The following is a 12,909-nucleotide window of genomic DNA, read 5'->3' on the forward strand; positions in this document are numbered from 1 at the left end:
AGCTATCCCTTTTCTTATAAGAATCATTTTTACTCTTTAATTTGTCTAATTTTTATTTGTCCTTATAACAAATGACCCTTCTTTAACTATTATTATTTAAATACTAAAATTTTACAATTAATTTTTCCAAAATATGCTATAATGCTAAATGGAAAAAGCATGATAAATTTTCTGAATCGAGGGGATTTTTTGGATTTAATCTTTATCCTACTTATGCTTTTAGGTTTATCAATAGGTATTTTTGCGTGGTATAGGGATAGAAGTGAGAAGAATAAACGTTTTTCTTGGTTGAGTTATGCTTCTTTAATGGTTCCACTATTATTAATTCTGACCATGTATAGTACAAGTGGCAACTTTCTGATCTATACAGTTGCTATTGGTTCTCCTCTGTCATTACTGCTATGTGGCTACACATTATTTAAGGGAAGAGAGAAAAAGATTCTTGCTATTATTGGTCTAATCCTTTCACTGATCTCCAATGGCATTGTGTTTATTATTACTACTTTCGTATTCACAAACACTTAATAATAATTTCGTTAGGTAAAACAAGGAATCTTCAAAGAGATCTCTTGTTTCCGTTGTTTAAACATCATTTGTATTACAATTTCCTTATTAAAAACACCCAATGATTTGTGTTTGCATACCATACATACAAAGTTGGCAAACGCCTAAGAAGAGGTGAAGCACCCTATGGTTGCATATATGGATTATACATCTCCCTCTGCTCAATATACCTTTGATGTAAATACAAGTCCTCTATTCAAGAAAGACAGCCAAAATTATATCAATGTATTGGGTATCAACCAGTTGAATACTTTAGAGAACGTATCATTATTAGACATATTTATGAGTACGAACAATGTAGTTGAACCTCATTATCATCAGAATGCAGCTGAACTTGTCTACTGTATTTCAGGTTCTGTTCTTGTATCGATTCTGAATCCATTTACCAAACAGTTATTGAATTTTAAGATCACACCCGGCCAAGTGGCAAACGTTCCTCAAGGCTGGTGGCATTACGAAATCGCTTTAGAAGATAACACTCATATTCTAGCCATTTTTAATGCACCCACTCCACAAGTTATTCTTGGTTCAGATTTACTTAGATTCACTCCTGCCAATGTTATGGCGCATACGTATTGTCTTGACGAGAATCAATGGAAAGAAACCGTTGCCCCTGTTCAACCTTCTACTTATATAGGGCCTTACACGAATTGTCAGCGAAACGCTGATCATAACTACCAACCAAACCATAATCAAACGTATCAGCAGATGCAGTATGTTCAACAACATCCTGAAACTCCGCACGTTCAGCCTTATCGGAACGTTTGGTGGTAAGGATTAAAAGAAGGCTCTAAATAGAAAAACCGCCCAGTTTGTAACTGGGCGGTTTGCTGTGTTTTCATAAGGATTCGTTAAAATCTATTTTGTTGAGCGACTGCTTTCAGGAGGTTCTTGCATACACAGATGTTTAATATCACTATGCTTTACTCTTGTTTTCAGACCCTTCTTTTTATTTTGTTTATCAACCAAAACAGCTAATACAATGATAATAGTCAACGGGATTAAAAAGTATAACCAAAACATGAGTCCACTTCCTTTCTATATTTGCTGATCAGATTATAAGACTGTTAAAATGATGTAAGATTAGTCATCTTTTGCACGTTTAACAATATTGCCATACCTCACAAATCGGTTTAAAGAATTATCTTTGGAAGGTTTTGCTGTGTCTAAATAAAATTCACGTCGTATTCCACCTTTCTTACATATAAAAATAGTCATTGTCAGAAGATGTTATTATAATTATAATAAATTTACTTAATTTTACAAATCTTAATGTTAAAATAAGGTTGTTTTTATTAAAATATTGGGGGTCATGTTAAAAGTATGGAATTAACGTACTTAGGTCTTTTTTTAACTTTATTTTTATATATCGGAGTCCCAATTCTTGTATTAATATCTCTCATTAAAGTTGTGGATTGGCAAGTAGAGCAGATACGTCAACGTAAGTTAAGGTATGAGTATTATGAAAAGAAAAGTCAAAAAGAAAAAGGGAATCTTGATTGATTACCCTTTTTCTAGCTTCTACACCATTTTTAGGTTCGTTAACTCGCAGTTTTGCCACGATAAACAACCAATGTCATTACATTTAAAGTGATGGTAACGAGTAAAAGAGCTGCTGAAGCAAATGCAGTGGTATACATCGTATCCATGAGTGCGCTCCAATCTTCTATCGTCACCTTATAGTATGTATAAAAAATTTGAAAACATAGTGATATCGCGCATGCACAAATACTAATCATGGATAACGTCATCCAACTATTTCTATTCTTCCGCAATAAGTTTACAACTGGCAAAATCCAAGCAATTAACCCTAACACCAGACTTCCAACATTCAACAAACCAAACATTTCGAACGCCTCCAGAAATTCTTCATTACCGTTACATATATTCTCTGAATTTTAACGAAAACCTTTTATAACTAAAAAACACTGCAACCATCCGAGGGTTACAGTGCTAAGAAGTGTTAATTCTTTATTAATGAAACGCGAAAAGGATACAGGTTTGCAGTCATGATCTTCCCCTTGACTGCTGGATCATTTTCCATAATTTCTTGTGCTTCTTCTTCATTTGTATTTTGAAGAATAACAACACCAAACGATGCATCCAGACATGGTCCAGCCAATACCAATTTTCCCATCTCTAACAAATCTTGAAGGTACAGAAAATGAGATTGAAGCTTTTCTTGTTCCTCTTGTGTTTGATTTTCCATTAAATCTGCTCTAACTGGCTTAATCTGATATAAGAATTCAGTGATTTCCAAACGTATCTCTCCCCTTTAGAGAAAGAATTCTATCGATTTATTAAAAATCCTTTAACTGCGACTATCTTCTTTTTTTAGATACGTCTGTTTTTCGCTGCATACTTTTTTCATTTTTCGGTGCAGTGCGTTTAGTGGAAGGTCCTTTACTAGCACTTTCTTCTACGATGACTTGTCCTTTTTCAAGCAGCTGCTTTTGAAGAGGTACATCCATCTTTGCAGTCCATTTTTTCACAGAAGTTAGTTCTGCTTTCGTTACTAAAGATACAACTGTACCTTCTTTTCCCATACGCCCTGTTCTTCCAGATCGGTGGACGTATTGCTTTACGTCTTCAGGCATTTCAAAATGAACCACGTGTGTAACGTCAGGTATATCTAATCCACGTGTCGCAACATCTGTTGTTAAAAGAACAGGAATCTTTCCATTCTTGAAGTCGTTGATCACTTTTTGACGATCTTGTTTAGTTGAATTACCCGCTAATACACCTAGCTTGATCTTCTTATACTCAAGTTTCGTTGCGAACTCATCCATCTTCATCGAACTATTGATGAAGACCATCGCTTTAATACCAGGTGTGTGACGAATCAGCTTACGTAAGTTTTCAACTTTATCACGGTAATCAGACACCATGAACGTATGTGTGACTTCGCTCTTTACCAGGTCTTTTTCGACTTTAACAATAACTGGTGCTACAGCTAATTTTCTTGACCAATCTTCCGTCTTGTTATTGATCGTAGCGGATACGAATACTAGCTGACGATCTTTTAGTGTTGCTGCGATTACTTGTTCAACGTCACCGTTAAACCCGGCTTCAATAATGTGGTCAGCTTCATCGATCACAATGGTTTTTACTTCATGTACTTTAAGTTTTTTGTTTTGGATCAATTCTTTTACTCGTCCCGGTGTACCTACGATAAATTGCGGTTTCTTTTTTAATTTATCTAACTGACGCTGCATGTTAGCTCCACCGATGAGAGATGCCCCGCTTAGTCCGCTGTTTTCGGTAAACTTTTGACATACATCGTAAATTTGCATCGCTAGTTCTCGTGTTGGTGCTAAAAAGAGAACTTGAGCATTCTTTACTTCTGGGTTTAACTTTGATAGTGCTGGTAGTGCATAAGCAAGAGTCTTACCAGTTCCAGTTGGAGATTCGATGATTAAATCTTTGTTTTCTAGCTGTTCAGGAATTGATCGTTCTTGAATGTCTGTAAATGCTGAAAACCCGCTTTTGTCCCAAGCGTTTCGGATAAATTCCGGAAAATTCTGTAGCGATTGTGTCATTTTTTATACCCCTTAAAATATTCATTCATTTCTTTTATTGACGCTATTAACTCTTCAAGTACAGATGAAATTCGCTCTGGTTCCTCTTCAGAAACCGGCTTTTGAAGTTGTATAGAGATCGTGTTGGTAAATACGTGTCTTGGTTGGCCATATATATAAGTAAGTTTTTGCTGAATGTCACCTTTTAAATCTCCGCTTCCCCATTTTTTCAGAATAGATTGAAGCTGCTTACAATCTGTTTCTATTTCATAAACCGGAGTCTCGATCACGCAGGAAAGTTTACTGCCTGCTCCTTCAGGGTTATCGTTCAACTTTTCCATTGCCAAGTCCTCTAGATTTGAAGTTAAGGTGATAGTCCCTTTCATTGCTTCTCCGATCGCTGAAACTACAAAGTCAACCGAATAATTTCTTTCAATAATAGCTTGATCCATTAAGTCTTTACGATTAATGATCTCAATTTCTCCTGAAAAATCTAGGTCATATACTGCTCCTTCGAGCACAACCTTTAGATTATCATAAACAGATGGATGATACATCTTGTTCTCTCCCTATTTTTAAAAACAATATTTAAGTACGGTACGTGAAATTATTTATTTTCGTCTTCCGCCATTTGATTCTTTAGCTGATTCAATACATAGAGAACAGATTTCACCATTTCTGTGATTCGTTTATCTTTCATTTTCTTTTGAAAGACATAAACACCAAGATAGCCGATGTTTTCAGCAGCGGTCTTGATCTGAATCGGGTAAAGATATTTAGGCTTATTGATGATCACCCAGTCTCTCGCGAGCGGCTCCCAGTCTCTTACACGAAAATGAATGCGATCGGCAAAAGGTTTTACCTCTGTAAAAAAGTCCGCTTCTGTTTCTCTCGTTTTGGTTTCTGTCTTATAAATATGAAACGCTTCATCTATATCAGCGATTAGCTCGGTTGTTAATGTATATAAATGGTCCATTAAAAAAGTCCCCCCATTCTTTATATCCTACCAAAGAATGAAGAGACTTACACTTTTTGATTTTTTTTAGATGTATTCTGATATTCTCTGGAGCTTTTGAAAGTGGTTGATTTCCGTTCCAGATACTCGCTTTCCACGGGGCGTGCGGTGAGCCTCCTGCCGCTTTGCGCCGTTAGGAGTCTCCACCCTGTCTAGTTGCAGTGGCTAGCCCCTCGAGGTCAAAAGTTGAACAGTCTAGAAGGCAAACTGCGCCTTCCTAGCCCATTCCCCTTTTGCTTGTCGGGGCTGAACGAGCCACTTCCACATTTGGGACTGACCGCTCGTCCCGTAGGAGTCTCGCATCTTCCACTCCATTCAACTAGTCAATGAAGTAAACAACAAAACTTAGATAACAGTAGCCACTTAGTAATAAAAATTACTTATTTAAAAGTGTTTATAGAGTAAACAAACTGACGAACCAGTTCTTCTTTGATTTTTCTTTAACATACAATCGCTCTTCAGGATAATCCTGCTTCAAAAGTGCCACTTCTAGATCTTGCAGTCGGGCTTCCATGTTCTCCATCTTTTTGATCAGTTCTTCAAGTTCTGTCGCGTGCTGTAACATTTGATAGGAAACGACCCCATCTGCTTTTTCCTCCACTTTTTTCTCTAGTGCCTCTATCGCTCTGTTCAAACGATCGAATTTATCTTCAAATTGGGTTGGCAGTTCCATTGATCGCTCGGTTGACTGCATGGACTGAACTTGAATATCACTCATTAAAAGTCCGTTGGCGAGCTGAGCTTTAATCTCTCTTAACTGATCGATATCATCTTGTTTGAAAAGATAATGACCATGCTCATTCTTGTCACATTGTATATTAAAATGTCTGACCCAACGCTGAACCGTTGTTGGATTCACCCCAAGTTCCTCAGAGACCGTTTTGGTTTTCATCAACACCATTTCCATCATGAATCCCTCCCCGTTTTCTTGTGAGTACTATTTTCTAGCATCATCTTCACATCCCCTTCACACCTGACAAAACTAGTTTTCATTCGGCAAAGAAAGTGGAATACAACGGAATCACTACAATTTCGACACTCATTTTGTTGATTGTTTGTATATTCAGTCGCAACAGCACCAAAACTAAGGACAGTTCAGGTGATACAAAAAGGAGGTGCCAAAATGAACCAAGACAGCAAACAGCAAAAGCAGCAGGATCAGTATACATCTCAAGAAGAAACTGGTACTCAAAAAAGAGAGCAAAAGAACAGCACAGGCTATGGTGACAAAAAGCTGAACGGCCCTGATATTCCTAGCACATAAACAAGTAAAGACGGCTCAAAAAAGCCGTCTTCTTTTATGCATGCAACATCCACTCTTTTAAGAGGATTCCTATTTTCAGCTGCCTTTGCTTTTGTTTATACCAATCTGTTAACACGACCCGGTGCAATGGTTCGATCGGTTCATAAAACTTTTCAGTGTTTACTCTTTTTTGATACCAGTCTTTTGTTTTAGACCTATGGTGTTCGATGATCGGAAACGCGATACGTAAAAAAGGAGTCTCTCTTTTTTTACCGGGATAGACATAGGCTTCAAAATCATGTCTTGATCCTGTATGAGTGACTTTATCTGCAAAAGAAAGAATCTCTTCACTCCACTCTGACTCAAACAAGATGGTATACAGTTTTTTACCTGTTTCGATCCTATTTTTTGTCTTTTTAAATCCATGAACGGAAATTCCTATCACTTCCCCACTCTCTAAAGGAAAAAGTACGGTACTAAAATGCATATAATCTTGTAAGAGAAACGGCACCTTAGAAAAGATTCTCTTTTTGTAAAACCCATCCTCTATTACCGGCTTTTCGATCACGTGTTGTTCATTAATGATTAGTGACGTGCAAATTCTCTTCAGATCTTTCTCTTTCCAGAATCTTTCCCACTCATGAACCATAAATGAAGAAACCCCAAAGTATCTGAGCAGATGAAAATTAGGCTCTTCTTTTTTTTTCGAATACTCATAGATCAAAAGCTGGGGATACGCATCCTGAAAGATCAGCCAGTTTGCGCGTTCATACGTTAGGAATAAATGCTTTCTAGTATCTTTAGACAACAGCCTAGGCAACCAGTCCCCTTTTAAGTCACACATGCTGTAACCTGCATTTCTCGAAACAAGACTTGCGAGCATCGCCCACCTGATCTCAGGGTTGTTCTTAAAAAATGTGGCATAGCTTACGGTACGTGAAATATTGTCACGATTTTGTGAATTCGTACGTCTCAAAATGTGTTGAATGATATCCTCATTATGCTGTACCACGCTCTTCCTCCATGCTTTTGTCCTATTTTCTATCGTTTGCTTCCGTGTTATAAAATATTTGTGTCATATAAGAAAAAAGAGTAAACTAATGGTTATGTAAGATGTATTTGGAAAAAGGAGGCATAGACCTTTGGCGAAGACAGTAATACTTTATACACAAGAAACGTGCCCTCCATGCTTTGCAGAAAAAGAGTGGCTAAAAGCAAACGAGATTCCTTTTGAAGAACGAGATATTCGTAAATCGCAAGCCTATATGAAAGAAGTGATCGATCTCGGCGCTTCTGCAACTCCTGTAACCGTTATTGAAACGGAGGACTCAAAAGAAGTCGTCATGGGCTTTGTAGAAGAAGAACTTTCTCGACTACTAAAAAAGTAAACATCTAACGGCTATGTGTATCGTTTGTTCATGCGCATAGCCATCTTTCGTTGTAAAGGAGATGAATCATGGGCACCTTTCATTATCCAAACGGTAAGAAAGTGACTTCTATCGTGAAAAAACAATCTTCATCTTCTATCAAAAAGGATATTTCGTACAGCAACAGAGGAATGTCGTTAGAAGATGATATCAATCAGAGCAACGAATATTATCTTTTAACCAATCAAGCGATCATCCATAAGAAACCTACTCCGGTTCAGATCGTAAATGTAGAGTATCCAAAACGATCTGCCGCTGTCATTCGAGAAGCATACTTTAAACTCGCTTCCACGACAGACTACAATGGGGTGTATAAAGGAAGATACATTGACTTTGAGGCAAAAGAAACAAAGAATAAGACGAGCTTCCCACTAAAGAACTTTCATGAACATCAGTTACTTCATATGCAGCACATCTTAGATCATGATGGGATCTCGTTCGTCATCCTTCGTTTCTCCGCAACAGATGAGAGCTATTTATTCGACAGTTCCCACTTGATCACGTTTTGGAAAGAACAGAGGGAAGGCAGAAAATCTATACCAAAGGCTGAAATCGAGGAAAAAGGACATTCTATTACTATCGGGTATCAACCTCGGCTTAATTACTTACAAGTGGTAGATTCTGTCTATTTTTAGTCGTTCATAAATTGTCAAATGCCGTCGAATAATTGAACGTGTTCATTTTTTTATGAAGTTGAAAGGTTGGTAAAACAATGTCAAAAGATTACCGAAGCCGTATGGAACGCAGACAATCGAGTGATAGTTCCAAACCGGCAAATAAATCAAAAACAAAAAAACCGAGACGAGGACGCAATTGGAAGAAGACCCTTTTAATCCTTGCTCTTATATTAGGCGTTTTAGGACTGTTAACGATCGGCGTTATTGCCGCTACTTCTCCTAAATTAGATCCTAAGAAACTTGAAACACCTGTATCCTCTAAGATTATGGATATGAACGACGATGAAGCAGCACTCGTCGCAGGTGATGAGAAACGAATTCGAGTGAAGATCAATGAGATTCCTGAACATGTACAGAACGCATTTATTGCGACAGAAGATGTGCGGTTCCGTGAACATAGTGGTATAGACGTACGACGTATCGCTGGTGCAGCCTTCGCTAACGTAAGAGAAGGATTTGGAGCAGAAGGTGCGAGTACTATCTCTCAGCAGGTTATTAAAAATACGGTTTTAACAAATGAAAAGTCTCTTACACGTAAGATTCGTGAAGCATATCTTTCTGTCCAATTAGAACAAAAGTACTCTAAAGATCAAATCTTAGAGATGTACTTAAACAAGATCTTCTTTGGTAATAGAGCATTCGGAATCGCAACAGCAGCAAAAGTTTATTTCAACAAAGATGTTGGCGAGCTTGAAGTACAGGAAGCGGCACTATTAGCTGGTCTGCCAAAAGCACCTAGTTACTACAACCCGCTTGTAAATCCTAAAGAAGCTGAACATCGCCGTAACGTTGTATTGAATCTAATGGCTCAGCATAAATTCATTACAAAAGAAGAAGCGGATAAAGCTAAGAGTATTCCAGTTAAAGATATGATCGATGAAGGTAGTTTAAAAACCGAAACACGTCCTTATGATGCTTATATCAAACAAGTTATCGATGATTTGAAAGATATCGAAGGACTTGAAGAAGCAGATATCTACTCTTCTGGACTTAAGATCTATACGAACTTAGACACAAAAGCACAGCAAACGACTGAAGACGTATTAAGAGCAAAATTAGAGAATGAAAACAAAGTTCTTCAATCAGGTGTTGCGTTACTAGACACAAAGACTGGCGCGATCCGAGCAGTGGGAAGTGGTCGTGGAAATGAATTAAGTAACTATTTCTCTTCTAAAATTAATCGTCAGCCGGGGTCAACGATAAAGCCGATCCTTGATTATGGTCCTGCGATTGAAAACAAAAAGTGGAACACGGGTTATATCTTAAAAGATGAACCGGTAGAATTGAAAGACATTACGATCAACAACTTTAACGACCGAAACGTTGGCGATATCTCTATGCGTCAAGCACTCGTAGAATCAAAGAATACGACTGCTGTTCGTGCGTTCCAAGAAGTTGGGGCTGAAGAAGCAACTGATTTTGCTAATAAGTTAGGATTCGACTTAGATCCTGACACAACATATCCATCTTATGCAATTGGTGGTTTTGAAAAAGGAATCTCCCCTCTTACACTAGCTGGTGCTTATACATCGTTTGGTAACGGAGGAATCTATTCAAAACCAACAACGATCCGTAAGGTCGAATTCCCTGATGGTCGCGTGATCGAAGTGGATTCAGAACCAAAAGCGGCGATGAAAGATTACACCGCTTATATGATTACAGATATGCTAAAAGATGTTATGGATAGAGGTACTGGTCGTGAAGCGAACGTTAGCGGACTTAACTTAGCGGGTAAGACGGGTACGACAAACTACTCTAAAGACGATCGAGATAAATACGGCCTTCCTGATGGTGCAACGAAGGATGCTTGGATGGCAGGCTATACTCCTAGCTATACGGCTGCCGTTTGGACAGGTTATGCTGACTTAAAAGAGGGTCTATATCTAAACGACAATGAAGCGGATTATTCGAAGCAGATCTTCCGTGATATCATGAGCGAGTTAGATCATAAGAATACCGACTTCAAGAAGCCAAAATCCGTAACAGAAGTCGCGATGGAAAAAGGAACAGGTAAACGAGCAAGTGAGTTCACACCTGATTCTGAAAAGATCATCGAGCTTTTCGTTAAAGGAACTGACCTTCCTGGCATCAGTGATAGCTATGAAAAACCTTCTTCTATCGATGGCCTTGAAGCGAAGTACAACGAAGATAAGAACGAGATCGAAGTTAAATGGAAATATGGTAAGAAAAAAGGTGTAACCTTTAGAGTTCTCGCAAGCTATAACGATGGACCGATGCAGGAACGTGCAACGATCAACGATACGAAGTTCGTTGTTCCAGCTCCTGCTCCAGGTAAATATTCGTTCCAAGTCATAGCGATCGACAGTGAGAACAACACAGAAAGCGAACCAGCAGGAACATCGATTACGATCGAAGGCCCTGAAGGTGAAGAGCCACCGCCTGGTGAGGGTGAAGGCGAACAGCCGGGTACTCCTCCGGGAGAAGAGCCTGGTACAGAGCCACCTGCAGAAGGTGAACCTGGTACTCCTCCAGATCAAGGAGGCGGTGAAGGCGAACAACCGGGCACTCCTCCAGGCCAAGAGCCTGGAACAGAGCCACCTGCAGAAGGTGAGCCTGGTACAACACCAACACCTCCAGGTCAAAACGGAGGCAGGCAACAAAATGGTGGAAACGGTGGAGGCCTCGTCCCTCCTCTCGGTCAATAAATAAAAAAGATCCGTCAGCAACTTTTAGCTGGCGGATCTTTTTTATTCTCATAAGAGTCATGGCAATCTACTGCTGTTTTTCAGAACACCTATTTTATGTTATACCGATCAAGCAAATAGTTCCAAAATACAGGATAACCAAACGAGAGGTTCCAAAAGCTTACACCGGCAAAGCCGTACTGATCGACTACGTCAAACTTTGCTCTCATACTTCGAAGATCTTCAAACCATACCACATGCTCTTTCTTCTGTTTATCCCAATAACGGAAATAAGGAGCTTCATCTTTTCTTGAGTATTTAATGGCAGACTGCCGCTTTCCTGCCAGCTGAGTCGCTTGAACCGGATTTAATGCTTTCGCAAACTCACCGCCCGGTTTATACGGTAATGTCCAGTCATAACCGTACAGATTGATGCCCATCAGAATCTTCTTCGGATCGATCACACTTACTGCATAGTCGAGCACTTTTTTTACAGATGGAAGCGGGCTAACTGCCATTGGCGGTCCTCCGCTGTATCCCCACTCGTACGTCATCAGGATAACATAATCTACGATCTCTCCATGTGCTTTATAGTCATGGGATTCATACCATTCGCCTTCTTGAGTGCCAGAGATTTTTGGAGCAACCGCAGTCATGACGATAAAGTTTTCCTGATGCATCTTCTCTGTTAGCGTTCTTAGGAACTGATTGTAAGCTTCTTTGTTTTGTTTTCCTAAGTATTCAAAATCTACCGAGATCCCTTCATATCCTTTTTGCTTCATGATACGTAAGGATTCGTTTATCACTTTATCTGCAATCTCTTTCTTCGTTAGGATCGCCGTCCCCACTTCTTCACTGAATTCGCCGTCTTTGATGTTCGTGATGGCCATGATCGGTCGTACGTTTTTATTTTTCGCATCTTTTAAGAACTCAGAATCATTCAGTGGTTTGAATACACCTTTCTCGTTCACTTCATAGCTGAAAAGCGTGATGTACGTGAGCGCTCTTGCAGCGGCATCAAAATTTGCTTGAGCTTTTGGATTAGGCTCGGCAAACGCGTTCGTTACGATTGTTTTCTTCGTACGCTGCGGTACGTTCAGTTGCGTTCCTGGTCGGAGGTTGCTGTCAGTCACACCGGGATTTGCCTGCTGTAGCTGTGCGACAGTTACACCAATCCTGTCTCCGATCTCCTCTAATGAATCACCAGGCTGAACGGTATACGTAAAAGGTGTTGGAATGAAAAGTGTCTGTCCTACTGTTAGCACGTCTTTATCTGACAATCGATTAACTGTAGCGAGCTCCTGCCACGGCAATTTATAGTACTGCGAAAGTCTCCAAAGAGAATCGCCCCGTTTCACCACATGAATCTGCATGATACCCCTCCTAAAAAACGTCTCATGTCATCATCATATGTCCAAGTGTCTTGTCCTTATGTACTGCGCTTTTTTAATATGACACTTTTCTTTTCCCATTCAGAAAATAACTCACTAAGCTGTATGTATGATTGATAGTGATCTGGCTGATCTTCGATGAACGAAAGCCGCTCGATCGCGTTTACAGGTAGATGCTTGAATCCCTTCAGATCGTCTTTATAATTCATCAGATCATCAGGCTGCATTCCATTTCCGAGATAGAACGTTTTCAAAAGCTGTTGTAAGAAGAATTTCATTGGTTCTTTTGCTTTTTGTCTGTTACGATTCTTAAAGTGCAACGCAATTTCCTTTGACCTCTCATTCCACTCTATAAAAATGTTTTCCATAGTCTCTTTCATCTAAAACGCCTCCGCTCTGTATACAAAAAAAAAGAGCTTATCAAAAGAA

The 12,909-nt window shown here is 39.2% G+C and carries 15 protein-coding genes; 6 read left to right on the forward strand and 9 right to left on the reverse strand.

The annotated features are described in order from the left end of the window. Nucleotides 1-189: 189 nt before the first annotated feature. Both ACNJYY_RS12670 and ACNJYY_RS12675 read left to right on the forward strand, forming a co-directional pair. Nucleotides 190-525 (forward strand): hypothetical protein, encoded by a 336-nt coding sequence (locus ACNJYY_RS12670; RefSeq protein ID WP_416728801.1) that lies wholly within the window; start codon nucleotides 190-192, stop codon nucleotides 523-525. 165 nt (nucleotides 526-690) lie between these two features. Beyond that, nucleotides 691-1,338, forward strand: coding sequence for a cupin domain-containing protein (locus tag ACNJYY_RS12675; protein WP_416728802.1), 648 nt, complete (start codon nucleotides 691-693; stop codon nucleotides 1,336-1,338). Between the two features lie 767 nt (nucleotides 1,339-2,105). Here the strand turns inward: ACNJYY_RS12675 and ACNJYY_RS12680 are convergent. From ACNJYY_RS12680 to ACNJYY_RS12705, 6 genes are all read right to left on the reverse strand, one after another. Beyond that, on the reverse strand, nucleotides 2,106-2,411 hold the full coding sequence (locus ACNJYY_RS12680) for a hypothetical protein (protein WP_416728803.1): 306 nt from the start codon (nucleotides 2,409-2,411) through the stop codon (nucleotides 2,106-2,108). A 116-nt stretch (nucleotides 2,412-2,527) separates the two neighbouring features. After that, nucleotides 2,528-2,824: a YciI family protein gene (locus ACNJYY_RS12685; RefSeq protein WP_416728804.1), complete on the reverse strand. Its 297-nt coding sequence runs from the start codon at nucleotides 2,822-2,824 to the stop codon at nucleotides 2,528-2,530. Between the two features lie 61 nt (nucleotides 2,825-2,885). Further along, a complete protein-coding gene (locus ACNJYY_RS12690; protein ID WP_416728805.1) occupies nucleotides 2,886-4,103 on the reverse strand; it encodes a DEAD/DEAH box helicase in 1,218 nt (405 codons plus the stop codon). Then, the gene (locus ACNJYY_RS12695) at nucleotides 4,100-4,639 is read right to left on the reverse strand and encodes a hypothetical protein (RefSeq protein WP_416728806.1); all 540 of its coding nucleotides are present in this window, start codon (nucleotides 4,637-4,639) and stop codon (nucleotides 4,100-4,102) included. The genes ACNJYY_RS12690 and ACNJYY_RS12695 overlap by 4 nt, the downstream gene beginning before the upstream one ends. A gap of 50 nt (nucleotides 4,640-4,689) precedes the next feature. Next, a complete protein-coding gene (locus tag ACNJYY_RS12700; RefSeq protein ID WP_416728807.1) occupies nucleotides 4,690-5,058 on the reverse strand; it encodes a DUF1798 family protein in 369 nt (122 codons plus the stop codon). Nucleotides 5,059-5,491: 433 nt separating this feature from the next. After that, the gene (locus ACNJYY_RS12705; protein ID WP_416728808.1) at nucleotides 5,492-6,007 is read right to left on the reverse strand and encodes a MerR family transcriptional regulator; all 516 of its coding nucleotides are present in this window, start codon (nucleotides 6,005-6,007) and stop codon (nucleotides 5,492-5,494) included. A 213-nt stretch (nucleotides 6,008-6,220) separates the two neighbouring features. On the opposite strand from ACNJYY_RS12705, the gene ACNJYY_RS12710 reads away from it, so the two are divergent. Next, complete coding sequence (locus ACNJYY_RS12710) at nucleotides 6,221-6,361, forward strand: hypothetical protein (protein ID WP_186320490.1); 141 nt, start codon at nucleotides 6,221-6,223, stop codon at nucleotides 6,359-6,361. Nucleotides 6,362-6,395: 34 nt separating this feature from the next. Here ACNJYY_RS12710 and ACNJYY_RS12715 read toward each other — a convergent pair whose 3' ends face one another. Then, complete coding sequence (locus ACNJYY_RS12715) at nucleotides 6,396-7,352, reverse strand: DUF2515 family protein (RefSeq protein ID WP_416728809.1); 957 nt, start codon at nucleotides 7,350-7,352, stop codon at nucleotides 6,396-6,398. 130 nt (nucleotides 7,353-7,482) lie between these two features. Here ACNJYY_RS12715 and ACNJYY_RS12720 point away from each other — a divergent pair, with 130 nt between their 5' ends. From ACNJYY_RS12720 to ACNJYY_RS12730, 3 genes are all read left to right on the forward strand, one after another. Beyond that, nucleotides 7,483-7,728, forward strand: a complete 246-nt coding sequence (locus ACNJYY_RS12720; protein ID WP_416728810.1) for a glutaredoxin family protein — start codon at nucleotides 7,483-7,485, stop codon at nucleotides 7,726-7,728. A gap of 68 nt (nucleotides 7,729-7,796) precedes the next feature. Further along, nucleotides 7,797-8,402, forward strand: a complete 606-nt coding sequence (gene recU, locus ACNJYY_RS12725; protein WP_416728811.1) for a Holliday junction resolvase RecU — start codon at nucleotides 7,797-7,799, stop codon at nucleotides 8,400-8,402. Between the two features lie 77 nt (nucleotides 8,403-8,479). Beyond that, nucleotides 8,480-11,110, forward strand: coding sequence for a transglycosylase domain-containing protein (locus ACNJYY_RS12730; protein ID WP_416728812.1), 2,631 nt, complete (start codon nucleotides 8,480-8,482; stop codon nucleotides 11,108-11,110). Between the two features lie 89 nt (nucleotides 11,111-11,199). Here ACNJYY_RS12730 and ACNJYY_RS12735 read toward each other — a convergent pair whose 3' ends face one another. Beyond that, nucleotides 11,200-12,462 carry a glycosyl hydrolase family 18 protein gene (locus ACNJYY_RS12735; RefSeq protein WP_416728813.1) on the reverse strand — a complete coding sequence of 421 codons (1,263 nt, stop codon included), beginning with the start codon at nucleotides 12,460-12,462 and terminating at the stop codon, nucleotides 11,200-11,202. Nucleotides 12,463-12,518: 56 nt separating this feature from the next. Continuing rightward, nucleotides 12,519-12,860, reverse strand: a complete 342-nt coding sequence (locus tag ACNJYY_RS12740; RefSeq protein WP_416728814.1) for a YpoC family protein — start codon at nucleotides 12,858-12,860, stop codon at nucleotides 12,519-12,521. Between the last annotated feature and the right edge of the window lie 49 nt (nucleotides 12,861-12,909).

This window comes from Fictibacillus tiangongensis (genome assembly GCF_048083785.1).
Classification (GTDB): Bacteria; Bacillota; Bacilli; order Bacillales; family Fictibacillaceae; genus Fictibacillus.